Here is a 24,718-nt window from a genome sequence, read left to right as displayed (position 1 = left end):
TCGTCGGGTCGCATCCACGTGGTCTGTCCGCGGCAGGGTGTACGACACGATGTAGTTGATGATACGCGTGCTTCCTGAGTTTTCACCCGGCGGGTCCTCATCCCGCACGCGCGACCCGGTAGCGCACGAAGGCCGGCACCGCTGCCGACGCCGCCATGGTGAGGACGATGACGAGCACGCCGCCGAGGATCGTCGTCGCAGCCGCGCCGAGGCTGCTCGCGACGAGCCCGTGGAGGACGTCGGCCAGGCGCGGGCCGCCGGCCACGACCACGATGAAGACGCCCTGCAGCCGCCCGCGCATCGCATCCGTCGCCGATCTCTGCAGCATCGTCGAGCGGAAGGCCGCGGACGCGACGTCGGCCGCACCGCCGGCCGCGAAGAGCACGACGGCCAGGGCCAGCCAGCCGCCGGCGCGACCGTCCGCGAGGGCCACCGCCACGCCGAACCCGACCATCGCCCCACCCCAGACGAGGACGGCGACGACGACCGCCAGCCCGTGCCGCTCCACGCGCGAGACCCACCCCGAGAGGACTCCGCCGAGGAAGGCCCCGGCCGGCATCGCGGCGAAGAGGACCGCGAAGGCGAGCCCGCCCTCGGCCGGCCCACCGAAGTCGATGTCGGCCATCTCCGGGATGAGCGCACGCGGCATGCCGAAAACCATCGCGATGAGGTCGATGACGAAGGACATGAGCAGCACCGGCTGGGTCGCGAGGTAGCGGAAGCCGTCGATGACCGAGCGCAGGCCGGGGGAGGAGCCGGCCACCACCTCGACCGGGAGCGAAGGGAGGGAGATCACCGCCCAGAGGGTGGCGAAGAGGAAGAGGGTGTCCACCAGGTAGAGCCACGAGAAGCCGAGGACCGGGATGAGCGCTCCGCCGACGAGGGGGCCGGCGATGGCGCCGCCGGTGAAGACGGTCATGTTCAGGGCGTTGGCCGCCGGGAGCATCTCGTGCGGGACGATCCGCGGCAGCACGGCCGAGCGCGTGGGCTGGTTGATGCCGAAGCAGGCCTGCTGGATCGAGAAGATCGTCAGCAGCAGCCAGACGTTGGTGTTGCCCAGCGCGGCCTGGAGGAAGAACACGAACGAGGTGACGATCAGGCCCCACGTGGTGAAGGTGAGCAGCCGCCGCCGGTCGACGTGGTCGGCGAGCGAGCCGCCGTAGAGGCCGAAGATCACGAGGGGCACGAGACCGAAGACGCCCGTCAGGCCGACGTAGGCGCTCGACCCGGTCATCGAGTAGATCTGCGCCGGCACCGTGACGACCGTCAGCTGGGCGCCGATCACGGTGACGATCTGCGCGGTGAAGAGCCTGCGGTACGCCGGTACCCGCAGGGGGCGGGTGTCGGCCAGCAGGGCCCTCAGGCGACGCACCGCGTCACCCTAGCCGCCCCCCTTCGCGTGGGCCGACACGCGAATCTCGTGCGCGCGCTCGGTCGTGGACGTCGCTACGCTCCTGCTCCACCTCGTGGGACATGCCCACGAGGTGGAGCAGGAGCGTAGGGAGCGGATCAGCCCGAGCCGCGGGCGAGCAGCGCCTCGACGAACACCCGCTCGATGTCCTCCGGGGTCTCGGCGATGTAGGAGGTGCCGCCGGTCTCGTCCGCGATCCTCTGCAGGGCCGAGGCGTCGGCCTCGCCCATGCCGATCGTGATGACCCGGACCGGGCGCTGCGCGTCGTAGGACTCGTCGAGCTTGTTCAACAGCTGGGTCAGGGACAGCCCGCCGTTGGGGTCGTCGTTCTCCCCGTCGGTGAAGACGACGAGCGAGTTGACGAACTCGGGGTCGTAGCTGTCGACCATCTGCTGGTGGGCGGCCCAGATCGTGTCGTACAGAGCGGTGTCCCCGCCGAGCCACTTGTCGCCGTCCGCGACGAGCTGGGCCAGGTGGTCCCGGTGGGTGCCCTTGCCGCGCGCGGAGTTCATCGGCTTGACCGGGGCGACCTCCTCGTAGTCCCGGCCGCCCTTGCGGTCGGTGCTGAAGACCCACGCGCCGACCTCGCTGCCGGCGGGCAGCAGGCCCGTGCCGGTGGTGAGCGCACCCTGGGTGACGTCCCAGCGGGACCTGCCCGGGGTGGGGCTGTCCCACTGCATCGAGCCGGAGACGTCGACGACGGCGAGCATGCGCATGTCCGTGCGCATGATGTCCCACTGCTCGACGAGTGCGACCCGCTCGTTGCGGCCCGGCGCATCGAGCTCCTCGACCGGGGCGGCCTCCTGCCCTGCGATCGTCGGGCCGTCCTGGCCGTTGGCGTCACGGAACCCGGCCTTCGTCAGCGACTCCCGCACGTCGATGGTCCCGAGCTCGGTGCGTGCCCTGTCGGCGGCCTCGAGGGCCTCGCCCGTCAGCTCCGGGTTGGTGATCCACGGGTAGTCGAGCGACAGCGTGCCCTTCTCGGGCATCACCGCGCGCAGGGGCGGGAGGTCGTCGTGCTCCTTGTTGAAGGTGGCGATCTCCTGCTCGGACGCGGGGAAGGGGGTGTTCTTCCTCGGGTCGCTCGCGTAGTCCTCGAAGAGCTTGTTGACCGACGGAGCGGCGAAGCGCGACAGGAAGATCAGGCGCTCGCCGGTCTCCAGGCCGATCCGCGCGGGCTGGCCGACGCGGCTGGCGTGGAAGGCGAGTCGGCTGGCCGTGTCGACGTCGGGGTTGGCCATCTGCAGGTCGCCCTCGTCGTCGATGATCCGCGTCCACGTCGAGGCCTCGCTCGGCGCGCCCTCCGTCTCCGACCCGGCGGCCAGGGCGATGGGGGAGGAGGCGATGGACTGGCCCTCGAGCCACTGGCCGGGAGTGGTCTCCTGGTCGATCGCGTCGATCCAGGTCGAGCTGTCCGGGACCCACACGTCGGGCGCCATGCCCTCGTTGATGTTCTTGGTGGCCGTGGAGGCGGAGACGGCGCTGACGCGGTAATCGGTGCACTCGCCCTCGACCTTCTCCAGGGCCTCCTCGAGGGGCTCGGCGATCTCGGGCGCCGCGGAGACGGCCAGCGGGTCACCGCACGAGGAGGAGGCGGACCCCTCGCCGCGCAGGAAGGACCACGCGCCGCCCAGGCACAGCAGTGCGACGAGGAGGAGCACGAGCAGCACGACCCACCAGGGGAGGCGGCGGCGCCGGCCGCGGTGGAGGGTGCGGCGGCTGGTGGCCTCGCCCGTGCTCCCGTCGAGTGACGAGCGTTCGGCGGTGGTGGGCTCGGGGGTGGCCGGACTCGACGAGGTGCTGTCCTCGTCGTCGTCCCAGACGTCGCGTCGCCGACCTGGTCGGTCCTGGGCACTCATGTGTCGCACTCCTTCGTCGCCGGTCGTCACCAGCCGCGCGCAAGTATGGCCCACGGACTGCTCGTGTGGGCTCGTTGTGACCCACAAGTAGCGGACGTCACCCTCCGGTGACCTGCCATGCTGTCCGCATGACCAATTTCCTCATCCGAACGGCCGTCAACGGGGTGGCCCTGTGGGTCGCCGCGTGGCTCATCGACGGCATCGTCCTCGCCGAGGACGGCACGACGTTCGCCTCGAACTTCGCGACCATCGTCCTGGTGGCGCTGATCTTCGGCGTGGTCAATGCGGTCGTCAAGCCCATCGCCAAGCTGCTCGCGTTCCCGCTGATCGTCCTGACGCTCGGGCTGTTCACCTTCGTGGTCAACGCCTTCCTGCTGCAGCTGACGGAGTGGATCTCCGAGCCGCTGGGTCTGAGCTTCGTCATCGAGGAGTTCTGGTGGGATGCCGTGCTCGGTGCCCTCATCGTCACGATCGTCGCGATGATCCTCAGCTGGATCCTGCCCGAGCCGGACGACGACTGACCGGCTCAGGCTCCCCGGAGGAACTGCCCGGCGACCTCGATCAGGCGGTCGTTCGCCTCCGGCTCGCCGATCGTCACCCGCACGCCGTCCGTGCCGTACGGCCGCACCGACAGCCCCGCCTCGTCGCAGGCCGCCACGAAGTCCGGGGTGCGCTCCCCGAGCGGGAACCACACGAAGTTCGCCTGCGTCGCGGGGACGTCCCACCCGGCCGAGCGCAGTCCGTCGACCACCCGGGCCCGCTCGGCCACGAGCCGCTGCACGCGCTCGTCCAGCTCCCCCTTCGCCTCCAACGACGCGACGGCGGCCACCTGCGCGAGGTGGTTGACGCCGAAGGGGGTCGCGGTCTTGCGCAGTGCCTCGGCAACCGGCTCGTCCGCCACCGCGTACCCGACGCGCAGGCCGGCCAGGCCGTACGCCTTGGAGAAGGTGCGCAGCACGACGACGTTGCGGTGCTCGCGCCGCAGCGCCAGCCCGTCGACGGCGTCCTCGTCGTCGACGAACTCCAGGTACGCCTCGTCGACGACGACGAGCACGTGCGAGGGGACCTTCGCGATGAAGTCGACCAGCTCGGTGTGGGTCACCGAGGGGCCGGTCGGGTTGTTGGGGGTGCACACGAGCACGACCTTGGTGCGGTCGGTGATCGCGGCGGCCATCGCGTCGAGGTCGTGGCGGTGCTCGTCGGTCAGCGGCACCATGACCGGCGTCGCCCCGGCGATCCGCGTGACGATCGGGTACGCCTCGAAGGAGCGCCAGGCGAAGACCACCTCGTCCCCGGCATCGCACATCGCCTGGATGATCTGCCCGAGCACACCGACCGACCCGGTACCGGTCGCGACCTGCTCGCGGGGCACGTCGAGGTGCGCGGCGAGGGCGTCGGTGAGGGCGCCCACGCCCATGTCGGGGTAGCGGTTGATCTCGGCGGCGCGCTCGCGCACGACCTCGAGCACCGAGGGCAGCGGCGGGTACGGGTTCTCGTTCGAGGAGACCTTGTAGACCGTCAGCCCCTCACGCGGCGTCGGAGGTTTGCCGGCGACGTAGGCCGGGACCTGGTCGAGGGCGGAGCGCATCCGGGGGGAGTCCATGGAGCGCACCTTAACCACCTGAGCGTGGGCCGTGTCGCCGGGTGGACGAGGGCGAAGGGGGGCCGACAGGGGGCGTTTGGGTGTCCAGCCAGTGAGACGCTAGGTTGGGTCGACACCATGAGATCTGTGGTCCCGGTCACAAGCCGGCCGCAGCCGAACGTTGCGCCGTTGGCGGCGCACCTCACTGCCGCGGCACGGGGCGATCCCCCGGGACGTGGAGCGAAGGGAGCATCAGTTGAGCGACAACGAGGTCGCCGGGCACGCCCGGTCCCGCATGGAGGGGGCCTTCCAGCCCTCACCCGAGTCGGGGCCGACGCCCCCGTCGCAGATCTACGGGCACTTCTCCGACGAGAACCCGGAGATGGTCCAGTTCGTCGACGCGGACGGCAACCGGCTGGAGACCAACGAGACCAACGCCCCCTACGCGCAGATCGTCGAGGAGATGACGAGCGAGGACGCGCGGATCATCTACCGCGACCTCGTCCTCGTGCGCCGCATCGACGCCGAGGGCTTCGCGCTCCAGCGCCAGGGTGAGCTCGGCCTGTGGCCCAGTCTCCTCGGCCAGGAGGCCGCACAGGTGGGCGCCGGCCGCGCGCTGCGCGACCACGACTACGCCTTCCCGGGCTACCGCGAGCACGGCGTCGCCTGGTGCCGCGGCGTGCCGCCGGAAAACCTGCTGGGGATGTTCCGCGGGGTCAACCACGGCGGGTGGGACTCCAACGAGAACAACTTCCACCTCTACACGATCGTCATCGGCAACCAGATGCTGCACGCGGTCGGCTACGCCATGGGCATCGCCGCCGACGGCGACATGGGCACCGGCGACCCGGACCGGGACGCGGCCGTGATGGCCTTCACCGGTGACGGCGGCACGAGCCAGGGCGACTTCAACGAGGCGCTCGTCTTCGCGGCCGTGACCAACGCGCCGACCGTGTTCTTCGTGCAGAACAACCAGTGGGCCATCTCCGAGCCGAACGAGAAGCAGTTCATCATCCCGCCGTACCAGCGCGCCCGCGGCTTCGGCTTCCCCGGCGTGCTCGTCGACGGCAACGACCCGCTGGCCACCTACGCGGTCGCCAAGGACGCGCTCGACAAGGCCCGCTCCGGTCAGGGCCCCACCCTCATCGAGGCCTACACCTATCGGATGGGCGCGCACACGACCTCCGACGACCCGAGCAAGTACCGCAGCAGCGCCGAGGTCGAGATCTGGAAGGAGAAGGACCCGATCAAGCGGATGCGCGGCTTCATGGCCGAGCGCAACCACGCTGACGAGGAGTTCTTCGCCGCCGTCGACGCGGAGGCCGACGAGATCGCCGCGCGCGTGCGCAAGGCCTGCCAGGAGATGCCCGACCCGGAGCTGCCGACGATGTTCGACCACCAGTACACCGAGTACCACCCGCTGGTGGAGGCCGAGCGCGAGGAGTTCCTCGCCTACCACGCCGGCTTCGCCGAGGAAGGGGGCCAGGCATGAGCGGCACCCGCCTCAGCCTCGCCAAGGGCCTGAACGCCGGACTGCGGCGCGCGATGGAGAAGGACCCCAAGGTCGTGCTCATGGGGGAGGACGTCGGCAAGCTCGGCGGCGTCTTCCGCATCACCGAGGGCCTGCAGAAGGACTTCGGCGACCACCGCGTCATGGACACTCCGCTCGCCGAGTCCGGCATCGTCGGGGCCGCGGTCGGTCTGGCCCTGCGCGGGTACCGGCCCGTCGTGGAGATCCAGTTCGACGGCTTCGTCTACCCGGCCTTCGACCAGATCGTCTCGCAGGTCGCCAAGATGCACGCCCGCTCGCTCGGGCACCTCAAGCTGCCGCTGGTCATCCGCATCCCCTGCGGTGGTGGCATCGGCGCGGTCGAGCACCACAGCGAGTCCAACGAGGCCTACTTCGCGCACACCGCCGGCCTGCGGGTGGTCACCTGCAGCAACGCGGCGGACGGCTACTGGATGATGCAGCAGGCGATCGAGTCCGACGACCCGGTGATCTTCTTCGAGCCCAAGCGCCGGTACCACGAGCGCGGCGAGACCGAGATCGACGAAGGGGGCACCCCCGAGCTCGGTCTGTACGACGCCCGCGTGGTCCGTGAGGGCAGCGACGCGACGCTGCTGTGCTACGGCCCGATGGTCAAGACCTGCCTGCAGGCGGCCGAGGCCGCGGCGGAGGAGGGGTGCAACCTCGAGGTCGTCGACCTGCGCACGCTCAGCCCGCTGGACCTGCCGACGATCATGGAGTCGGTGAAGAAGACCCGGCGTGCGGTCATCGTCCACGAGGCGCAGACCTTCGTCGGGATGGGGGCGGAGATCGCGGCCCGGATCCAGGAGGAGTGCTTCTACCACCTCGAGGCGCCGGTGCTGCGGGTCGGGGGCTACAACATCCCCTACCCGCCGAGCCGTTTCGAGGAGGAGTTCCTCCCGACCCTCGACCGCGTCCTCGACGCCGTCGACCGCTCGCTCGCCCACTGACCAGGAGGACCACCGTGGCCGTACAGCACTTCACCCTGCCCGACCCCGGCGAGGGCCTCACGGAGGCCGATGTCGTCTCCTGGAAGGTCCAGCCCGGTGACACCGTCACCGTCAACCAGATCATCATCGAGGTCGAGACCGCCAAGTCCCTCGTCGAGCTGCCGATCCCCTTCGCGGGCACCATCACCGAGCTGCTCGTGGCCGAGGGCGACACCGTCGACGTGGGCGCCCCGATCATCGCCGTCGAGGTCGAGGGCAGCGCGCCCGAGGCCGCCCCGGCGGGTGAGGCCCCGGCGGAAGGCGCGGGCGAGGCCGACGAGTCGGCCGGCCCCAACCTCGTCGGCTACGGCGCCAAGGCCGGCAGCACCCGCCGTCGCGCCCGCAAGGGTGCAGCGCCGGTAGCCGCTGACCCCGCAGCTGCCGCACCGGTGTCGCCCGAGCCCGCGCCGGCCCCGGAAGCCCCGGCCCCGGCTGCTCCGACCGAGCCGCTGAGCCCGCAGGCGACCCGGGCCCTGGCCAAGCCGCCGGTGCGCAAGCTCGCCAAGGACCTCGGCGTCGACCTGCAGTCGGTCACCCCCACGGGCGAAGGGGGCATCGTCACCCGCGCCGACGTGGAGTCGGCGGCCTCCGGGTCCACGGGTGCGGCCGGTGCGACCGGCGGCGCTGCCGCTGCTTCCGCCACTGGTGTCACCCCCTTCGCCGATGGCCCTGCGGAAACCCGCCTGCCGATCAAGGGCGTGCGCAAGGCCACCGCACAGGCGATGGTCTCCTCGGCGTTCACGGCGCCGCACGTGACCGAGTTCGTCACCGTCGACGTCACGGCGATGATGGACATGGTCGAGCGGCTCAAGGGCGATCGGTCCTTCCGGGACGTGAAGGTCACGCCGCTGCTCGTCGTCGCCAAGGCCTTCACCCTGGCGCTGCGCCGGCACGCGGAGGCCAACGCCAGCTGGGACGACGCCACGCAGGAGATCGTCTACCACCGCGACGTCAACCTGGGCATCGCCGCGGCCACGCCGCGCGGGCTGCTCGTGCCCAACATCAAGGCCGCAGACCGGCTCTCCATGCACGACCTCGCCGGCGCGCTGGGTGACCTCGTCGCCACGGCCCGTGAGGGCAAGACGCAGCCGGCCGACCTGTCCGGTGGGACCGCGACGATCACCAACGTCGGCGTCTTCGGCGTCGACACGGGCACCCCGATCCTCAATCCGGGCGAGGCCGCCATCCTCGCCTTCGGTGCGGTCCGGCGCACGCCGTGGGTGGTCACCGGTGCCGACGGCAGCGAGTCGATCGAGCCGCGCTGGGTCACCCAGCTCGCGCTCTCCTTCGACCACCGGCTCGTCGACGGTGAGCTGGGCAGCAAGCTGCTCGCCGACGTCGCCGCACTGCTGAACGACCCGGGCACGGCCTTCCTCTGGGCCTGATGCGCTGCGCCTGCGTGCTCAGTCGGGGGCGGTGGCGTCGGCGAGGAAGGTCATCAGTCGCGCTGCCGCCACCGCTGATGCTGTGTCGTTGAGGTGTCCCTGGTCGCGCGCGTGGCCGTCGTAGAGCGCGAAGTACTCCTGTCCATCGACGGTGCCGCGGATCCTGGAGCCGTCGGGCGCAGTCGACTGGAAGGCGGCCACGTCGAACACCCGCGTCCCGTACTGCTCGCGTAGGAGTTCGTTGAAACGTTGCCGCACCGCGTTGGACTTCGGAGCCGGATGATCCCTGCCCAGCAGGCCCTTGATCCTCGTCTTGAGCTCTGGCTCGGTGGACAGGGGCGTGGTGACGACGACAAAGGTCACGTCGGGATAGTCACGTTCGAGGCTGGCCAGGGTCTGGTTGTACCGCTTGAAGACAGCATCGGCGTCGGTGTCGCCGGTGAGGTCGACGTAGCACAGCTTGATGAAGGCGACGTCGACACGGTCGGCCATCCCGGCCCTCATCCAGGCATCGAACTCCTCCAGCTTGCCGATCGGGTCGCCGTTCTCACCGATCCGGGTGTGAGCGAAGAAGCCTTCGTCCGAGGACGGCACGGCAGATCCCTCACGAGGGTCTCCGGACACCTCGATGACCTCCGGCGAGGTGACCTCTGCCGCGGCGTAGACGGCCGGGATCTCGCTCACCAGATCGTCGCCGACCGACTGGTGGGCGAAGAACACGCGAAGGTCGGCAGCACGCTGCACCGCGGTGCCGTCTGCTGCCGCGGAGATGTCCGCGGCCGAGTACTGGCCGTGGTCCTGACGTTGGAACATCCACACCAGGAGCAGCGAGCCCACAGCGAGGACGGCGACGGTGACGCCGAGACGGGCCCTCAAAGTTCTGTTCATCGTGCCCCCACTCCGTGGGCGAGGATGCCCCCACCGAACTCCCCCCGAGAACAACCAGACTATTCACGTTGTCAACGGGTGTGGCCCGGCACGGAACGGGACACGCAGCCTGTGGCGACTCGGCTCACCCCGACCGCCGCCCCCGGGAGGTACGGCCCGTCGGACACCGGGCCGTAGTGAGATGCGCTCTGGATCAGGAGCGGTCTCTCCGACGTCGCCGCGCTACTGAATGACCCGGGTACCGCGTTCCTCTGGGCCCGACCGCCGACGGGGACGCGAGGGGCGCCGCTCGACCGATTGCTTCAGTGCTGGTGCATCCGGTCAAGGAGCGCGCCTGCGTGACGAGCCATGGGACCGGGCTGGGCGTACCGGGTGTAATCGGGAGCCGTCTGGGTCACCTTTGCCGGGAGCTCCACGGGCGTGAATCGGCTCTTCAGGGTCTGACTGGCACCATCGGGACCCGCGCGCTGGACCGCCAACGTCAACTCGGTGAGGTGAACGATAAAATCGGGCCCGGGGAAGGGCGTGCGCCCGCTCCGCACAGCGTCTGCCAGTTCGGCGATCCCGACCATCTTGTCCTGCTGTCCGAGCTCACGGCGCTTCCACCGTTGGAGAGCACCGCGGGGCCGCCACCGTCCCTTCCAGCCGCGGGACCCGGGAGCGTCCCCGTCAGATGCAGAGGCCAGCGGTACCCGCCGGCCACCGACCCCGAAGGGCGCCTGCACCCAACTTTTCGTACGCACGGAACGGGACTTTCGAGCATTCAGGCTTAGTTTCGTAAAGGGCTCCAAGTAGACGGGGCACTCATAATGTCTATAGGTGTTGGCGTGGATCATCCCCTTGTTCCCGATGATTCGCATGCGGTGGTCGTACGGGGCCGCGATCGAGCAGGTCACACGACCGACCACCCCGCTCTCGAAGTCGAGGCAAGCGACCGAGAAGTCGGGTGTGTCAGCGGGGTCCAGGGGCTGGTCGGTCTTGTCTGGGACCGTTACCTTGGAGAAGGCTGTGACCGATCGGACGGGTCCGAATATGGAGCACATCCACGCCAGGTGGTAGCCGATGTGCTCCCACGTGCAACCCATCTCGTATTCGTGCAAGTAGGGCCACGGTGCGCCCGAGCGTGAGCGCCACCCGTCAGGGCTCATGAGGTAGATCGGGTTGTCGTCGAACTCGGCGTAGACCATTCGCACGTCCCCGACGGCCCCGTCCACCACTGCCTTCCACATGGTCAGTGATGTGTCCGAGAGTGCATTAGACGGCGCACAACTCAGATGCAGTCCTGCCTCGTCGGCCAGCCGCATGAGCTCCTCCGCCTGCGCAAGGTCTGTTGTAAGCGGCTTCTCGGAGTAGACGTGTTTACCTGCCTGCAGTGCGGCCTTGGTGACGAGATAGTGGCTTTCGATCGAGGTGAAATTCGCGATGATGGAAATGGACGGATCGTCCAGCAGGGCCGCCACGCTCGGGTAGGCGGGCAGCCCATAGAAGCCGGTCGCGCGCTTCAGCCTCACCGCGTCACGGTCGGCGATTCCACCAATTTCGAGATCGGGATGGCGGTCCAACGTCGCCATGTAATGGTCGAACACATAGCCGCAACCGACGACGCCTATCTTCATCATCCATCCCCCTTTTTCCACCACTGCGCGCGTGCTCGATCGATCGTCTCCATGAGTTCGATGCTTTCGGCGAGGGGCATGACTGGGTGCTCGATCCACCCTTGGGTCACAGCGTGGGCAACTGCGTGGGCCTCATGGCCGTAACCGTTGCCGGAGAACCGTGCAGAGATCCCTCGACCGGTCGGTAGGACGAGCTCCTTCCATCGACCGAGCCGTTGGTTCGTGCCCTGGGCGAGCCCACCTTCGCGAAGGGCGTCAAACCTCCCGCGTCCTCGGGGAGAGGTCCCGTCCCGGCTCGGTGGCGCGGAGATCATGCGTGCATGGGATGGGCGATAGATCGGAGCGCCGATCTCCACGGTGGCCCGTGAGCCGTACACCGTCGCGCGGTTCGTGCCTGCTGCCCGCAATCCGGCACGCACGGTCGAAATGGCACCAGTCTCGTGCTCGAGCACGAGACTGCAGTCCTCGTCCACCCCGGTGGCGCCGATCCGACCAGAGGAGCGCACGGTCGCCACTGGGCCCAAGAAGTGCCGCGCCAGTGACAGGGGGTAGATCCCCCGGTGCATCAACGCGCCACCACCTTGTCCCGGATCGAAGAGACCGACCGAGCCATCGGGCTCGTTGTTACCAACGAACCCTCCTTCGAACGCTCGGGGTTCGCCAAGCTCTCCTGACTCGATCAGTCTCCGAATCTGCACGGTCAGGGGCAAAAAGCGTGTCCACATCCCCTCCATGCAGAACACACCCTCATCCCGAGACCGCTCCACGATCCGTCGGGCGGCGGCCGCGTCGAGGGCAAACGGCTTCTCGATCAACACAGGCTTTCCGGCGTCGATCGCCATCATGGCGTGCTCTTCGTGTGTCACTGGTGGGGTGGCGACGTAGACGAAATCAACCTCGGGGTGCGCAGACGCCTCGGCGTAGCTCGCCACGCGGGGGACGTCGAAGGTAGCAGCGAAACGTCGCGCATTCTCGGGATTGCGCGAGGCAACGACTTCGGGTCGGGCTCGACCGTCGAGGGAGCGCAGGCCCAGCACGAATTTGCGCGACACCCCTCCGGTGCCCAAGATCGCCCAGCGGAACGGGAAAGACTGCGTCGTCATCCGGGGCGGGGACGAGAACCCATTCACGATTGGCACGCTACAGCCTCGGAGTCGTCCCTTGACGTGGTCGGGCATGGAGAACTTGAGGTGCCCGAATGGTGCAGCGCCTCATCGGCGTTCAGCCTCAGCCTATCCGGCCGATCTCGTCGGGCACCCCTATTCTCAACCCGGGCGAGGCCGCCGTCCTCGCCTTCGGTGCGGTCCGGCGCGCGCCGTGGGTGGTCACTGGTGCCGATGGCAGCGAGTCGATCGAGCCGCGCTGGGTCACCCAGCTCGCGCTCTCCTTCGACCACCGGCTCGCCGACGGTGAGCTGGGCAGCAAGCTGCTCGCCGATGTCGCCGCACTGCTGAACGATCCGGGGACGGCCTTCCTCTGGGCCTGACCGCCGACGGACGCGAGGGGCGCCGCTCGACCACTTAACCGCATGTGACCGGAGCGTGACATGAGCACGTTGGTTGAAGACGGCGTCCCCCGGCCCCAAGATGGTCGGATGGACAACCAGCCGCGCGTCTCGGTGATCATCCCCGTCCGTGACGACCCGCGGCTGGCCCGGTGCCTCGAGGCGCTCGGGCGACAGACCTACCCCGCGGACCGCGTGGAGATCCTCGTGGCGGACAACGGCAGCGCGGCATCGGTGGAGGACCTCTGCGCGCCGTGGCCCGAGGTGCGCGTCGTGAGCCAACCCTCCGGGGGGTCCTACGCAGCCCGCAACGCCGCCGTCCTCGCCAGCCGCGGCACGGTCCTCGCCTTCACCGATGCGGACTGTGTCCCCGAGCCGACCTGGCTGCAGGAGGTCGTGGCAGCGATCGGGACGGGAGCGGGGGTCGTCGCCGGCTTGGTGGCGGTGTACGCAAAGGATGACCGCCGGCCGCACCCGGTCGAGGCCCACGAGCTGGTGCACGCCTTCCCCCAAGCGGTGTACGTCGACCGTGGGGGCGCCTGCGTGACGGCCAACATGGCCACCACCAGAGCAGTGTTCGAGGCCACCGGCCCCTTTCGCCCGGAGCTGTACTCCGGTGCCGACATCGAGTGGTCACAGCGAGCGAACGTGCGCGGCGCCCGCACCGTGTACTGCGAGGCTGCCGTGGTCCACCATCCCGCGCGCGACTCGTACCAGGCGCTCAACTCCAAGCTGCGACGGGTGATCGTCGGACGACACGAGCGGGACCGTCTCGACGGCGCCACCGGTGCGGCCCCCTGGCCGTCTCCGCGGTCGCTCGTCCCGCCCCTGGGAGCGCTCCGGCGGGCGCGCGCCCCGCAGCTGTTGACGCCGCGGGCACGGGCGGCATTCGTCGTGGGGGAGGTCTACCACCGGTATGCCGCCGCCTGGTACGTCCTTGCCCTGGCTCTGCGGACTCGACGTCCCCATGGCCGGGGCCGGGCACGTGACGCCGACCACACGCGCCGCTAGACTGCGCTGAACTCGCAGCGGCCCCGTGCCGTGAACGGGCCATGGTGGGGACGCACAAGAGCGCAGGTGTCACCAGACCTGCGCGGATGGACGGGGAACCGATGAATCTTCGTGGGGGAGCGCGAGAACGGCTCGGTCGCATCAGACGGCAGTTCTTCTACCCGCCGGCCAGACGACTCGACCAGCGACCCGACCTGGCGCAGTTCGAGATCGGACGCTACTCGTGGGGGCACCTGCGGATCGCCAATCGCTCACCGGGGTGCGTGCTCGAGGTCGGACAGTTCTGCTCCTTCGCCTTCGGCACCGAGGTCCTGCTCGGCGGAGAGCACCGCGCCGACTTCGTCACCACGTACCGGTTCGGGAAGTACCCGCCGTTCAACGAGTGGTACGAACCCGTCCGCGGCGACACGGTGGCGCGCGGGGACGTGATCATCGGCAATGACGTGTGGATCGGCCACGAATCGGTGATCTTGTCGGGCGTGACCATCGGCGACGGTGTCATCGTCGGGGCCGGCAGCGTCGTCCGACAGAACGTGCCCGCCTACGCCATCGTGCTCGGGAACCCGGCGCGAGTGGCGGGATTCAGGTTCACCCCCGAGCAGATCGAGGCGCTCCTGCGCATCAGGTGGTGGGACTGGAGCGACGAGCGCATCGTGGCGTCACTGGATCTGATGATGTCCGAGGACATCCAGGGATTCATCGACGCGTACGACGCCGGAGCCTGAGACGGCTCCGGTGACCGCTCACACGAGGGATCAGCACAGACGGGGGGCGACGGTGGGTGAGACCGCCTCACGCGCGGGGTGGCAGCGCATCTGGCCCGTCCACAGCGTGGTGCGCCTGCGCCGCGCATGGCGCCGCCTCTCTCCGTTCTTCCGCTCATCCACGCCCCTCCTCGCATCGATCGTCGTCGTGTCGATCCTGGCCGGCTTCGTGGAGGCCGGCCTGCTGATGCTCATCGCGTCGATGGCCGTCGGTCTTGCCGAGGGTGGCGGGGGTATCACCCAGCAGTTCGGGCCGTTGTCCGTGGACATGGGGCGCTCGACGGTCTTTGCCGTCGCCGTGGGGATGGCCCTGCTGCGTGCGGGCCTGCAGCTGGTGCTCGCCTACATCCCGGCACGGATGAGCGCCCAGGTACTGGCCGACCTGCGCATCCAGCTGTTCGAGTCCTTCACGTCGACGGCCTGGTCGGTGAAGTCGCGGGAACGTGACGGCGCATTCCAGAACCTCATGATGCAGAACGCCTCGTACACGGGCCTGACGGCGATCAACCTGGGACTCGGTATCACCGCGACCATCATGTTCGTCACGATGACCGTCGGTGCCTTCCTGCAGAACTTCGTGGCGGCGGCGGTGTTCATGGCGGCCTCGCTGGCGCTGTTCGTCGCGCTCCGTCCGCTCTCGCGTCGCCTGCGCAAGCACGCGAAACGGTTGAGCAGGGAGGTGATGTCCTTCACGAACACCGTCCAGGAAGTGGTCCAGGTCGCTGAGGAGACCGAGGTCTTCGGGTCGACGCCCCGGTTCCGCGACGCGTTCCGGGACCAGGTGGAGGCGGTGCGCCGTCCGTACATCCGCACGCGGTTCATGGCAGTCGGCCTCCCCGGCCTCTACCAGAGCGTCGCGCTGCTGCTGCTCGTGGTGGCGCTCATCGCAGTCGGGCTGGTGGGTACCGCCGAGCTCGCTGCCCTCGCGGCGGTCATCCTGCTGCTGATCCGCGCGCTCACCTACGCCCAGCAGATCCAGTCGGCCATCACCACCATCGACGAGCGCGTGCCCTTCATGAACCAGATCGCCGATGCCCTTGAACGCTATCGCCGTCGTCCCCAGCAGGATGGCCCCGAGGGGCTCGAGGAGATCCACAGTCTCGGGCTGGCGCACGTCTGTTTCGGGTACGAGCGGGACACCGACGTCCTCCATGACGTGAGCTTCGAGCTCCGGCGGGGCGAGGCCATCGGCATCGTCGGTCCCTCGGGAGCCGGCAAGTCCTCGATCGTGCAGGTCCTGCTCCGGTTGCGCGACCCACGGGCCGGGGCCGTGGTGGTCAACGGCCGGGACGTGCGCGCGGTCAGGCGCGCGGACTGGCAGAGACGTGTGGCCTACGTACCCCAGTCCTCGCAGGTGATCTGGGGGACGGTCCGGGAGAACATCGTCTTCCACCGTGACTGGATCACCGACGAGGAGGTGGTGGTGGCGGCACGTCGGGCGCACATCCACGACGACATCATGTCGTGGCCGCTGGGGTACGACACGGTCATCGGTCAACGGGCCAGCGCGGTCTCCGGTGGCCAGCGCCAGCGGATCTGTCTGGCACGGGCTCTCGCGGAGGACCCGGAGGTGCTCGTCCTGGACGAACCGACGAGTGCCCTCGACGTGCGCTCGGAGGAGCTGGTCCAGCAGTCGCTGCGGGAGATCAAGCGGGACACGATCACCATCCTGGTCGCGCACCGACTCTCGACGCTGACAGTGTGCGACCGCATCGTGGTGATGGTCGACGGGCGCGTCTCGGCCCTGGGCACCCAGGCCGACCTCATGGAGGAGAGCGCCTTCTTCCGGGAGGTCAACGAGATCACCCAGCGTCAGACGGAGTCGTGACCCTCACCTGCGACGGCCAGGACCGACGCGGTGGCGTAGTCGCTGGTGTGCGACATCGAGACGTGGAAGCCCGAGATGCCGGCAGCAGCCGCGAGCCCGTGCAAGCTCGCGTGGAGGCGGACCGTCGCTCCTCGGTGCCCGGGGTGGTGGATGATCTCGATGTCGTGCCACGGCACCGGACCGGAGCCCGACACCCGCAGGGACTTGAAGGTGGCCTCCTTCGCTGCGAGGAGGGCGGCGATGTGGTGGGCGGGGACCCTTACCGGCGAAGGGGGGCCCACCTCCGTCGGTCGGAACCATCGCGAGAGGAAGCGATGGCCGTCCCGGTCGACCAGACGAGCAATGCGGTGCACGTCGACGACGTCCGTGCCGACCCCGACGATGGGCATCGGCTCATGCCCGCACGGCGCTGGCCAGCACGCCGAGCATGCCGCCGGCGACTGCCAGACCGCCGGCCTCGTTGAGGTGCCCGTGGTCACTGGCGTACTCGCGCGCGAGAGCGGGGCAGGTCCGACCCCGGTGCCGGCTGGTGACACGTCGGCCGCGTGGGCCGGTGGACTCGATCGCGGCGATGTCGACGAGGCGTCCGGTCCCGGCATACGCCGCACGCAGGAGCGAGTTGAACTGCTCCCTGGCGACGTTGTGCTCCGGTCCGTGCCGGTCCCCCCGGCCGAGCCACTGCTTGACCTTCCCCCTCGCGCTGCGCGGTGTCGTGAGGGGGACCGTCGCCACGAGGACGCTGACCTCCGGGTACGCCACCTGCAGCGCGGCCATGGTCTCGTGGTAGGCCGTGAAGGATCCGCGGACGTCGGTGGTGTCGCGCACGTCCGCATAGCAGAGCTTCAGGAGGGTGGCGTCCGCGCTGTCGCCGAGGCCCTGGCGGATCAGGCGGTCGAACTCCGCGATCTTGCCGAGCGGGTCGCCATTGTGTCCGATCCGGGTGTGCACCAGACGGTCCTCGGGCCCGGAGTCGGCGAGCTCGCTGACCTTCGGGGGTGACAGTTGCCGCATCCGGTAGACCCGGGGGATGGCAGCGAGGATGTTTTCGCCGACCGACTGGTGGGCGAAGAACACCCGTGCCCGACCCACTGCGAGCAGTTCCGCGGACGAGGGCGCGCTCATGGGGTGGCGGCCAATGACTTCAGCTGCGACTTGAGGATCTTGCCGTTCGTGTTGAGTGGGAGCTGTGGGATCCGTCGCACGTCGTGGGGGACGAGGTGCTTGGCCAGGGTCGAACGGCAGTGGGCGAGAACCTGCTCGGGCGTCAGGTCGACGCCCTCGGGGCACGCGTAGAACACGACGATGGCTTCGCCGGCCGCGTCGTCCGGCCGGCCGACCGCTGCGGCCGCGGCCACCCCGGGCAGGGCGACCACGGCGTCCTCGACCTCCCGGCTGGAGACGCGGATGCCCCACGACTTGATGAAGTCCGACTTGCGGTCGACGACGTAGATGAACCCGTCGGCGTCGGCACGGGCCAGGTCGCCGGTGCGCAGCCCGCCGTCGACGAAGGTCCGGGCCGTCCCCTCGGGATCCTTCCAGTACCCCTTGGTCACGTTCTCCCCGCGCGCGAAGATCTCCCCGACCACGCCGGGGGCCACGGCCTTTCCTTCGTCGTCGACGACGGTCAGGCTGACACCCGGGATCCCCCGACCGATCGAGCCCCGGCGCTCCTGGCGCACATCGGGAGGGAGATACGACATTCGCGAGGTAGCCTCCGTCGCGCCGTACATCACGAACAGCTGGGCGTGCGGCTGGGCCGCGGCCACGGCATCGATCTGGGGCTGCGGCAGGCGCCCGCCGGCCTGCTGCAGGTACCTCAGGGACGGCAGGGGGGCACTCTCGAAGGAGCTGGCACGCAGCAGCAGCTGGTAGCTGGAGGGCACCCCCGCGAAGCCGGTGCAGTGGTCACGGCGAATGGCCTCGATGACCGTCTCGGGGAAGGCGAAGGTGTCGCAGATCGACACACTGGCCCCGGCCCGCAGGTGCGTGTGCAGCAGCGACGCCCCGTAGCAGTACGAGAACGGCAGGACGACGAGGATCCGGTCCTGCGCCGTGAGCGCCAGGTACTCGATGATCGAGTCCGTGTTGGCTCGGATGTTGCGGTGACTCACGCGCACTGCGCGGGGTGCGGACGTGGTACCTGACGTGAACATCAGGACGGCATCATCGTCCGGATCAACCGCACTCACCGCCTCGCCGCCGGGACGGGCCGGCTCGTGCAGCACGGTGTCGTCGGCCAGGTGGGTGGCCGACTCCAGGACCGGTCCGAAGGTCCGCCACAGCCCCGAGTCGACGAGGAAGCAGTCGCAGTCGACGAAACGCGCCTTGACGAGCACGTCCTGCGGTGTGAGCGAGGTGGTGAAGGGCACCGCGACGTGTCCGGCGCGCATGATGGCCAGGTACGAGGCCGCCCAGAACAGCGAGTTGCGGCTGAGCAGCCCGATCCGCGAGCCGGGAGCCAGCTCCCAGGAGGCGATGACCCGGGCCAGCGCGGCCGTTGCCTGCCGCAGCGTGGCGTAGGTGTGCGCGCCGTTGCGATCGATGACGGCGGTGTCTTCCGGCCGACCGGTCCCCAGGAGATACTGGCTGACGTTGGCCCCGCTCTGGGTCACTGTCGATCCTCCCCCGAAAGCACGTGCCCGTCCCCGTCCGAGCGTGGTTCTTTAGGGTAGCGTGACTATCCCGCCAGCGGCAGGGGGCCGAGGGGGAGAGCGCTGGAGGTTGGCATGGACGAAGCGGTGCAGATCAGGGTCCGGGAGTTCATTGTGGCGAACTTCCTCTTCGGTGACACCTCCAAGATGCCCGGAGACTCCGAGTCCCTCCTGCAGAGCGGGGTGGTCGACTCGACCGGCATCCTGGAGCTGGTGGAGTTCCTGGAGAGCGACCTCGACGTGCCGGTTGCCGACCACGAGACGGTCCCGGCGAATCTCGACAGCATCGAGAACATCACTGGCTTCGTGACCCGGAAGCGCGCCGGCGCGACGCAGAGGTGAGCGAAGGGGGCGGGCATGGATGTCGGACGTGGTGCCGGCGCCGTCCTGCGTCGCTGGTACGTCTTTCTGCCCCTGGTCATCCTGACCGTCATGGCCGCGTTGCGGGTCGAGGAGGGGGTGCGCCCGCAGTACGAGACGTCGGCCACAGCCATTCTTGTGCCGGGCGATCCGCCCACCGACCGGCCGTACGGAAGCATCGAGGACACGACCCAGGCCTTGTCGATCGTGCTCGCGAACGGGCGCAGCCGCGCTGCGATCGCCCGGCTGGGCCTGAACCCCGACTACCTGATCGAGGCCCGTGACAACAGCGACCTGTTGAACGTCGCGGTCGTGGATGACTCCCGGGAGCGAAGCGTGGCCACCGGTGAGGCGGTCCTGGCGATGGCCCGGCAGGAGCTGGCGCAGCGACAGGCGGCCGCGGGCGTGTCACCCAGAGCACGGACGGTGATGCAGATCCTGCAGACGCCGTCTGATTGGGACGTGGTCGAGGGCGCACGGCGCAACGCGGTGATGGTCGGGGCCATCGGGGTGGCCCTGTCGCTGCTCCTGACCGTCCTCGTCGACGACCTCGTGGCTTGGCTGCGGCGTCGCGGACCTGACCGCAGGGCCCTCGAGCACGATCAGTCAGACGACCCCGGTGGGGCGGGGGCACCGTGACCTGACCAAACGTTGACTTTGTCGCGGGGATGCGGTGCGATTGCCTCCAGTCCAGGGGGAGGTCATGATGCGACGAGTCAACCGCCTGAGCCGAGCCCGACGCGGTGTGATCGGTGTCCTCGTGGTGGCGCTCGCCGCCGGCTGCACCCAGTTCTCCTCGGACGAGGAACCACGCGGGGGACCGGCTCCGGAACGGACCAGCTCCACCAGCGAGAGCGTCGACACCACCAAGCCCACGGACGGCGACTCGTCGAGCTCGTCCCAGGGTGCGCACGAGGTGGTGGTCGGCAAGGCCGTTGCCTCCGGGCTGCAGACACCGTGGGACGTGGACTTCCTCGACGACGGGTCCGCCCTGGTGACCCTCCGGGACCCCGCCGAGGTGATCCGCCTCGACGGCGACCGCACCGTCACGCTCGATGCCGGCGGCACCGGGGGGAAGGTGCCGGGCGTGCAGCACGAGAGCGAGGACGGGCTGCTGGGCCTGGCCGTCGGCCCTGACGACGGCGTCTATCTCTACATGACCACGGACAAGGACCATCGTGTGGTGCGGTACGACCTCGAGGGCGACTCCCTCGTCGCACCGGAGGTCATCGTGGAGGGTATCCCGCGGTACGAGCAGCACGCCGGGGGACGACTCGCGTTCGGTCCGGACGGCTACCTGTACGTGACGACCGGGGACGCCCGCAACCTCGACCTGCCGCAGGACACCTCGAGTCTCGCGGGGAAGATCCTGCGCGTGACGACCGCCGGGGAGCCGGCGCCGGGGAACCCCTTCGACAACGAGGTGTGGAGCTACGGGCACCGCAATGTCCAGGGCATCGGGTGGACCAGCGACGGGACGATGTACGCCTCCGAGTTCGGCAGCAGCGAGTTCGACGAGCTCAATCGCATCACCAAGGGCGGCAACTACGGCTGGCCCCACATCGAGGGCTGGTCGGGGGAGGACGAGTACATCGACCCGCTGGTGACGTGGTCCACGAGCGAGGCCTCACCCTCCGGGATCGCGGTCACCGACGAAGGGGTGTGGCTGAGCGCCCTCATGGGGGAGCGGCTCTGGTACGTCCCGCTGGGACCGGACGGAGAGGTGGGTGAGCCCCGCGCGCACCAGCTTGACCTCGGACGCCTGCGTGCCGTCGTCATCCCTCCCGACGGGGGCCTGTGGGTGGTGACCTCGAACACCGACGGCCGAGGCGACCCCGCGCCCTCGGACGACCGCATCGTGCGGCTGAGGACCTAACGCACCGGCTCGCCGGTGTCGTGCCAGACGTTGGTGTCCTCCCAGACACTGTTCTCGATGTTGCCGGCGGGGCCGTAGCGGCAGTCGCGACCGAACTCGTTGCCGCTGTAGCGGGCACTCTCGACCTCGCCCCGCCCACCCCCGTTGATGGTGTGGTTTCCGCCGTTCATCAGGTTCTTGCTCACCACCAGATTGGTGATCCGGTCGTCGCCGGAGAGCGAACCGATCTGGATCGCGGCGTTCATCGGGTCGTCCGTCGCCTCCTCGTAGGGCTGGAGGGTGTTGCCCGTGATCGTGACGTCGTCACCGCTGCGCAGCTGGATCGTGTCGTGGTGGCCATCGGGCTGGCGGCGCAGGTCGTGGATGAAGGAGTCGGCGATGGTCACGTCGTCGGCCTCGATCCGGATGCCGTCGCTGGCGGAGTGGACGTCCGCGCCACGCAGCGTGCCGCTGCCCTGGAAGTAGACACCGATGCCGGTACCACCCCGGTTGTCGACCTCGACGTCCTCGATGAGGGCGCCGGTCGTGTCGTTGGCGACGTGGATGGGGTAGAGACTGGTTCGCGTCCTGACCAAGGTGTTGCGGATCGTCACGTCGTCCGCCTCGATGAGGATGCGGCCGTCGACGCGGCGGCCGTCGACCACGGTGCCGTCCTTGGTGATGGTCAGGGTGTCGGTCCTCGTCAACCTCACTCCCTGGGGCACTCCCGTCGTCCTCGCGGTGGGGAACTCGGGCTCTTCCGGGGACGCAGCCGTCTTCGATGGGTCGGTCGTGGTTCCCTCGCCGGTCCCGGGGCCCGCCTCCGTGCAGCCACTGACCGCGAGGCAGGCGGACGTTAGGGCCACGACGAGAGCCATCGGCCGTGTCCCGGCCGCACCACCGCGGCGCGGCGCCGGCGCTGCTCTCATGGGCGCAGCGCCCCTCGAGGTCGGTCGGCCGCGTCGTGGCCGTGCCGGGCCGCCGTCAGGTCGTCGAAGACCCGGACGTATGCCTCCGCCTGCAGGGCCCACGCGAGCTCGTGCTCGATCCGGGCTCGACCGATGCGCCCCATGTCCCCCCGGCGCGCAGGGTCGTCGAGCAGGTCCGAGATCGCCTGCGCTGCCTCCCGGGGGTCCGTCCCCGAGACGTACACGGCGGCCTCGCCCGCGCATCGTCGGGTCTCCCGCAGGTCCACGGCGACGACTGCCACTTCGTGGGCCATGTACTCGAGGGTCTTGTTCATCGTCGATCGATGGTTGAACTCGCTCGGCGGGTCCGGCGTGACACCCACGTCCGCGGTCGAGAGCCACCTACCGATCTCCTCGTGGTCCACCCGTCCGGTGAAGGTCACCCAGGCATCGAGTCCCCGGGCCGTGCACTCCGCGCGCAGTGCCTCGTGGCTGTCCCCGAACCCCAGCAAGGCGAAGCGGGTGTCCTTCCGGCCGAGGTCGTGGACGAAGACATCGATGGCTTCGAGCAGGTGATCGACGCCGTCCTGCGGCCCCATGATCCCCACGTAGCACACCAGGTGCTCGAGCGAGCCGCGCAGCTGCGGGTGGGGGTCCCCACGGCGCATCTGATCCGGATCGGGAGTGCTCATGACGACGCTCGTGCGGTGCTCGGGGACACGACCCCGCTGCACGGCGATCTCCCGGTAGGCGGGATTCGGTGAGATCACCCGGTCGGCGACGCGGTACGTCTGTCGTTCCAGCCAGAGCAGTGCCGAGTGCATGGGTCCACGGCGGCCGAAGCGGGCCTCGAAGACCTCCGGGCACAGGTCGTGCTGGTCGTAGACGAAGGCACGCCCACGCAGTTGCCACAGGGCGCCCAGGAGCCAGTAGGTGTCGGGAGGGTTGCAGGCCTGCACCACCCGGAAGGGCTTGGTGCGGTGGATGCGCAGGCTCAACCGCGACGTGTGGAGGAAGCTGCTGGCGAACTCCCACACGTAGGAGAAGGTGCCTCCACCACTCTCGAAGGCCCGGTACGAGTGCACGTCGACCTGGTCGATCCGGTGCAGGTCGGCCTCATGGGGCTCCTCCTTCGGGCAGATCACGCTCACCGTGTAGCCGGCCTCGTGCAGCGCCCGGCACTCGGTACGCACCCGTCGGTCCAGACGAAAGGGCAGGTTCTGGATGATGATCACGATGTGCGGGGCGCAGGCCCCGTGCACGATGGAGACCATGTCGCCCCCGCTCGACCCAGTCGATCCGAGGATGCGTCGAGAAGTCGACGGATCCCGAGTATTGACCCAAGGTTAGAGCACCGGGACACCCCGCGGAAGGCCCGAGCCGCAGGGGGTGGGCGCACACGGCGCGGCACGCGGCGGGTCCTCCCGGGCTGGCCGTGCGGGTATCGCCCCGACACGTGATGACGTGCCTAGACTGCGGCATGACGGTTCCCCGGTCGTTCTGGAGCCAGGAGGCGCCCCAGGCCGAGATCCATCGGGTCCTTGCACGGTTCGGGCTCCCGCCGGCATCGCTGGAGTCGATCGCCCCCGTGGTCTCGGGCGCCGGCCGGCATGCCGGTCTTCGGGTGCGTGCCGATGGCCGTGAGTGGGTGCTCAAGGGCCACACCTCGGCACGGAGCATCGAGCGGCTCGCACTGTCCCACCCGCTGGAGCTGCGCCTGGCCGAGGTCGGGTTCCCGGTGGCCCCCCTGTGCCGCGCGCTCACGGGGGCGACGCTCGTCGAGGACGGCGCCGTGCAGTACGCCCTCCACGGTTGGGTCGACGGTCGCCAGATCGCGATCGGCGAGCGGGACGAGCTGCTTGCTCGCCATCCCGGAGTCGCCAGCGAGCTGGCCATGCTGGTCGGGAGGATGCACCTCGTCAGCGCTCAGCAGGAGCTCGGTGCAGCGGGCTCGCGAAGGGGGGAGGCCGACCGGCTGCTCACCCTGCCACGGCTGAGCCTCGCCGAGATCCGCAGGCCGGGCCGGCGACTGTTCCGCAGGTTGCATGCCCTGCGGCTCAATCCCGCCAAGTCCGCGTTCGAGCGATGGATCATCAGTGTCCTGCCCGAGATGGCGAGCCGGGCCGAGTGGCTGGCCGGGCAGTCGATCGCCCGCCGTGTCGGTCGGGCTGACCTGGGGCTGATCCACGACGACCTCAACTGGGAGAACCTCGTCTTCGACGAGGCCTTCCGGGTGCGCGCGCTGCTGGACTTCGACAACGCCACGGTCGCGCCCTGGGTGCTCGAGGTCGGAGCCGCCGCAGTGGTCCTCGTGGGCACGGATCCCCGGACGGTCGAGGAGTTCGTGTCCGCCTACGAGGAGGCGAGCCGCATGCCGGTGGAGCGGGATCTCGTGCGCGTGGCCATGGAGCTGAAGTGCGTCCGCTCCATCCTGACCTCGATCATCGCCCACCTCGACGGGAACGGAGCCACCGCCCGGCGAGCACTGTGGTGCCATCACCTCCACGAGTCGCTGGGCGCCGTGCGGCGCCCCTGAGCCGATCCGGGCGGGAGTGCCGGATTCGCCGCACGGACGACCG

General features: G+C 69.4%; 22 protein-coding genes and 1 pseudogene. 12 read left to right on the top strand and 11 right to left on the bottom strand.

Annotated features, from left to right (window positions below; translation table 11 throughout):
* Positions 1-97: 97 nt before the first annotated feature.
* Both O9K63_RS10165 and O9K63_RS10160 read right to left on the bottom strand, forming a co-directional pair.
* On the bottom strand, positions 98-1,372 hold the full coding sequence (locus O9K63_RS10165) for an MFS transporter (RefSeq protein WP_277237562.1): 1,275 nt from the start codon (positions 1,370-1,372) through the stop codon (positions 98-100).
* A gap of 137 nt (positions 1,373-1,509) precedes the next feature.
* The gene (locus O9K63_RS10160; protein ID WP_277237561.1) at positions 1,510-3,270 is read right to left on the bottom strand and encodes a substrate-binding domain-containing protein; all 1,761 of its coding nucleotides are present in this window, start codon (positions 3,268-3,270) and stop codon (positions 1,510-1,512) included.
* Between the two features lie 128 nt (positions 3,271-3,398).
* Between O9K63_RS10160 and O9K63_RS10155 the strand changes: the two genes are divergently transcribed.
* Positions 3,399-3,791 carry a phage holin family protein gene (locus tag O9K63_RS10155; RefSeq protein WP_277237559.1) on the top strand — a complete coding sequence of 131 codons (393 nt, stop codon included), beginning with the start codon at positions 3,399-3,401 and terminating at the stop codon, positions 3,789-3,791.
* 5 nt (positions 3,792-3,796) lie between these two features.
* On the opposite strand, the gene hisC is transcribed toward O9K63_RS10155, so the two are convergent.
* A complete protein-coding gene (hisC, locus tag O9K63_RS10150; RefSeq protein ID WP_277237558.1) occupies positions 3,797-4,873 on the bottom strand; it encodes a histidinol-phosphate transaminase in 1,077 nt (358 codons plus the stop codon).
* A gap of 235 nt (positions 4,874-5,108) precedes the next feature.
* Between hisC and pdhA the strand changes: the two genes are divergently transcribed.
* From pdhA to O9K63_RS10135, 3 genes are read left to right on the top strand one after another with little or no spacing between them, the layout of a single operon-like run.
* The gene (gene pdhA, locus O9K63_RS10145) at positions 5,109-6,344 is read left to right on the top strand and encodes a pyruvate dehydrogenase (acetyl-transferring) E1 component subunit alpha (protein ID WP_277237556.1); all 1,236 of its coding nucleotides are present in this window, start codon (positions 5,109-5,111) and stop codon (positions 6,342-6,344) included.
* A complete protein-coding gene (locus O9K63_RS10140; protein ID WP_277237555.1) occupies positions 6,341-7,330 on the top strand; it encodes an alpha-ketoacid dehydrogenase subunit beta in 990 nt (329 codons plus the stop codon). Before pdhA ends, O9K63_RS10140 begins: the two co-directional genes overlap by 4 nt.
* Positions 7,331-7,344: 14 nt before the next feature.
* On the top strand, positions 7,345-8,754 hold the full coding sequence (locus tag O9K63_RS10135; RefSeq protein WP_277237553.1) for a dihydrolipoamide acetyltransferase family protein: 1,410 nt from the start codon (positions 7,345-7,347) through the stop codon (positions 8,752-8,754).
* An 18-nt stretch (positions 8,755-8,772) separates the two neighbouring features.
* Here the strand turns inward: O9K63_RS10135 and O9K63_RS10130 are convergent, their stop codons facing one another.
* The 3 genes from O9K63_RS10130 to O9K63_RS10120 all read right to left on the bottom strand — a co-directional run bounded on the left by O9K63_RS10130 (position 8,773) and on the right by O9K63_RS10120 (position 12,388).
* Positions 8,773-9,642 (bottom strand): hypothetical protein, encoded by an 870-nt coding sequence (locus O9K63_RS10130; RefSeq protein WP_277237551.1) that lies wholly within the window; start codon positions 9,640-9,642, stop codon positions 8,773-8,775.
* Between the two features lie 302 nt (positions 9,643-9,944).
* Positions 9,945-11,261 carry a Gfo/Idh/MocA family protein gene (locus tag O9K63_RS10125; RefSeq protein WP_277237549.1) on the bottom strand — a complete coding sequence of 439 codons (1,317 nt, stop codon included), beginning with the start codon at positions 11,259-11,261 and terminating at the stop codon, positions 9,945-9,947.
* The gene (locus O9K63_RS10120; RefSeq protein WP_277237547.1) at positions 11,258-12,388 is read right to left on the bottom strand and encodes a Gfo/Idh/MocA family protein; all 1,131 of its coding nucleotides are present in this window, start codon (positions 12,386-12,388) and stop codon (positions 11,258-11,260) included. Before O9K63_RS10120 ends, O9K63_RS10125 begins: the two co-directional genes overlap by 4 nt.
* 113 nt (positions 12,389-12,501) lie before the next feature.
* On the opposite strand from O9K63_RS10120, the pseudogene O9K63_RS10115 reads away from it, so the two are divergent.
* From O9K63_RS10115 to O9K63_RS10100, 4 genes and pseudogenes are all read left to right on the top strand, one after another.
* Positions 12,502-12,744: pseudogene (locus O9K63_RS10115) on the top strand (2-oxo acid dehydrogenase subunit E2); the annotation flags it as partial.
* 108 nt (positions 12,745-12,852) lie between these two features.
* Positions 12,853-13,773 carry a glycosyltransferase gene (locus O9K63_RS10110; protein WP_277237546.1) on the top strand — a complete coding sequence of 307 codons (921 nt, stop codon included), beginning with the start codon at positions 12,853-12,855 and terminating at the stop codon, positions 13,771-13,773.
* A gap of 101 nt (positions 13,774-13,874) precedes the next feature.
* A complete protein-coding gene (locus tag O9K63_RS10105; RefSeq protein WP_277237544.1) occupies positions 13,875-14,498 on the top strand; it encodes a CatB-related O-acetyltransferase in 624 nt (207 codons plus the stop codon).
* 52 nt (positions 14,499-14,550) lie between these two features.
* Positions 14,551-16,365 carry an ABC transporter ATP-binding protein gene (locus O9K63_RS10100; protein ID WP_277237543.1) on the top strand — a complete coding sequence of 605 codons (1,815 nt, stop codon included), beginning with the start codon at positions 14,551-14,553 and terminating at the stop codon, positions 16,363-16,365.
* On the opposite strand, the gene O9K63_RS10095 is transcribed toward O9K63_RS10100, so the two are convergent.
* From O9K63_RS10095 to O9K63_RS10085, 3 genes are read right to left on the bottom strand one after another with little or no spacing between them, the layout of a single operon-like run.
* A complete protein-coding gene (locus tag O9K63_RS10095; protein ID WP_277237541.1) occupies positions 16,350-16,754 on the bottom strand; it encodes a holo-ACP synthase in 405 nt (134 codons plus the stop codon). The two genes, O9K63_RS10100 and O9K63_RS10095, sit on opposite strands and share 16 nt — an antisense overlap.
* A 4-nt stretch (positions 16,755-16,758) precedes the next feature.
* Positions 16,759-17,487 (bottom strand): hypothetical protein, encoded by a 729-nt coding sequence (locus O9K63_RS10090; RefSeq protein WP_277237540.1) that lies wholly within the window; start codon positions 17,485-17,487, stop codon positions 16,759-16,761.
* The gene (locus O9K63_RS10085; protein WP_277237538.1) at positions 17,484-18,977 is read right to left on the bottom strand and encodes a class I adenylate-forming enzyme family protein; all 1,494 of its coding nucleotides are present in this window, start codon (positions 18,975-18,977) and stop codon (positions 17,484-17,486) included. Before O9K63_RS10085 ends, O9K63_RS10090 begins: the two co-directional genes overlap by 4 nt.
* A gap of 114 nt (positions 18,978-19,091) precedes the next feature.
* Between O9K63_RS10085 and O9K63_RS10080 the strand changes: the two genes are divergently transcribed.
* The 3 genes from O9K63_RS10080 (at position 19,092) to O9K63_RS10070 (ending at position 21,252) form a co-directional block, all read left to right on the top strand.
* Entirely contained in the window at positions 19,092-19,358 is a 267-nt protein-coding gene (locus tag O9K63_RS10080) for a hypothetical protein (protein ID WP_277237536.1), read from the top strand.
* A gap of 15 nt (positions 19,359-19,373) precedes the next feature.
* Positions 19,374-20,015 carry a hypothetical protein gene (locus O9K63_RS10075; protein WP_277237534.1) on the top strand — a complete coding sequence of 214 codons (642 nt, stop codon included), beginning with the start codon at positions 19,374-19,376 and terminating at the stop codon, positions 20,013-20,015.
* A gap of 64 nt (positions 20,016-20,079) precedes the next feature.
* Complete coding sequence (locus O9K63_RS10070; RefSeq protein ID WP_277237532.1) at positions 20,080-21,252, top strand: PQQ-dependent sugar dehydrogenase; 1,173 nt, start codon at positions 20,080-20,082, stop codon at positions 21,250-21,252.
* Here O9K63_RS10070 and O9K63_RS10065 read toward each other — a convergent pair.
* The gene (locus O9K63_RS10065; protein ID WP_277237530.1) at positions 21,249-21,938 is read right to left on the bottom strand and encodes a right-handed parallel beta-helix repeat-containing protein; all 690 of its coding nucleotides are present in this window, start codon (positions 21,936-21,938) and stop codon (positions 21,249-21,251) included. The genes O9K63_RS10070 and O9K63_RS10065 overlap by 4 nt on opposite strands.
* A gap of 218 nt (positions 21,939-22,156) precedes the next feature.
* Positions 22,157-23,413 (bottom strand): glycosyltransferase family 4 protein, encoded by a 1,257-nt coding sequence (locus tag O9K63_RS10060; RefSeq protein WP_277237529.1) that lies wholly within the window; start codon positions 23,411-23,413, stop codon positions 22,157-22,159.
* 206 nt (positions 23,414-23,619) lie between these two features.
* Between O9K63_RS10060 and O9K63_RS10055 the strand changes: the two genes are divergently transcribed.
* Positions 23,620-24,675 (top strand): phosphotransferase, encoded by a 1,056-nt coding sequence (locus tag O9K63_RS10055; protein WP_277237527.1) that lies wholly within the window; start codon positions 23,620-23,622, stop codon positions 24,673-24,675.
* The last annotated feature ends 43 nt before the right edge of the window (positions 24,676-24,718 follow it).

This window comes from Janibacter cremeus (genome assembly GCF_029395675.1).
GTDB lineage: Bacteria > Actinomycetota > Actinomycetes > Actinomycetales > Dermatophilaceae > Janibacter > Janibacter cremeus_A.
The sequence above is the reverse complement of the archived record's forward strand: the minus strand, read 5'-3'. Positions and strand labels throughout refer to the sequence as shown.

What these genes read in the sequence shown, in the direction of transcription:
- O9K63_RS10160 (WP_277237561.1), bottom strand. Translation starts at nt 3,270, where the DNA reads ATGAGTGCCCAGGACCGACCAGGTCGGCGACGCGACGTCTGGGACGAC.
- O9K63_RS10125 (WP_277237549.1), bottom strand. Translation starts at nt 11,261, where the DNA reads ATGATGAAGATAGGCGTCGTCGGTTGCGGCTATGTGTTCGACCATTAC.
- O9K63_RS10110 (WP_277237546.1), top strand. Translation starts at nt 12,853, where the DNA reads ATGGACAACCAGCCGCGCGTCTCGGTGATCATCCCCGTCCGTGACGAC.
- O9K63_RS10070 (WP_277237532.1), top strand. Translation starts at nt 20,080, where the DNA reads ATGATGCGACGAGTCAACCGCCTGAGCCGAGCCCGACGCGGTGTGATC.
- O9K63_RS10090 (WP_277237540.1), bottom strand. Translation starts at nt 17,487, where the DNA reads ATGAGCGCGCCCTCGTCCGCGGAACTGCTCGCAGTGGGTCGGGCACGG.
- O9K63_RS10075 (WP_277237534.1), top strand. Translation starts at nt 19,374, where the DNA reads ATGGATGTCGGACGTGGTGCCGGCGCCGTCCTGCGTCGCTGGTACGTC.
- O9K63_RS10140 (WP_277237555.1), top strand. Translation starts at nt 6,341, where the DNA reads ATGAGCGGCACCCGCCTCAGCCTCGCCAAGGGCCTGAACGCCGGACTG.
- O9K63_RS10095 (WP_277237541.1), bottom strand. Translation starts at nt 16,754, where the DNA reads ATGCCCATCGTCGGGGTCGGCACGGACGTCGTCGACGTGCACCGCATT.
- O9K63_RS10060 (WP_277237529.1), bottom strand. Translation starts at nt 23,413, where the DNA reads ATGGTCTCCATCGTGCACGGGGCCTGCGCCCCGCACATCGTGATCATC.
- O9K63_RS10055 (WP_277237527.1), top strand. Translation starts at nt 23,620, where the DNA reads ATGACGGTTCCCCGGTCGTTCTGGAGCCAGGAGGCGCCCCAGGCCGAG.
- O9K63_RS10105 (WP_277237544.1), top strand. Translation starts at nt 13,875, where the DNA reads ATGAATCTTCGTGGGGGAGCGCGAGAACGGCTCGGTCGCATCAGACGG.
- O9K63_RS10155 (WP_277237559.1), top strand. Translation starts at nt 3,399, where the DNA reads ATGACCAATTTCCTCATCCGAACGGCCGTCAACGGGGTGGCCCTGTGG.
- O9K63_RS10080 (WP_277237536.1), top strand. Translation starts at nt 19,092, where the DNA reads ATGGACGAAGCGGTGCAGATCAGGGTCCGGGAGTTCATTGTGGCGAAC.
- O9K63_RS10130 (WP_277237551.1), bottom strand. Translation starts at nt 9,642, where the DNA reads ATGAACAGAACTTTGAGGGCCCGTCTCGGCGTCACCGTCGCCGTCCTC.
- hisC (WP_277237558.1), bottom strand. Translation starts at nt 4,873, where the DNA reads ATGGACTCCCCCCGGATGCGCTCCGCCCTCGACCAGGTCCCGGCCTAC.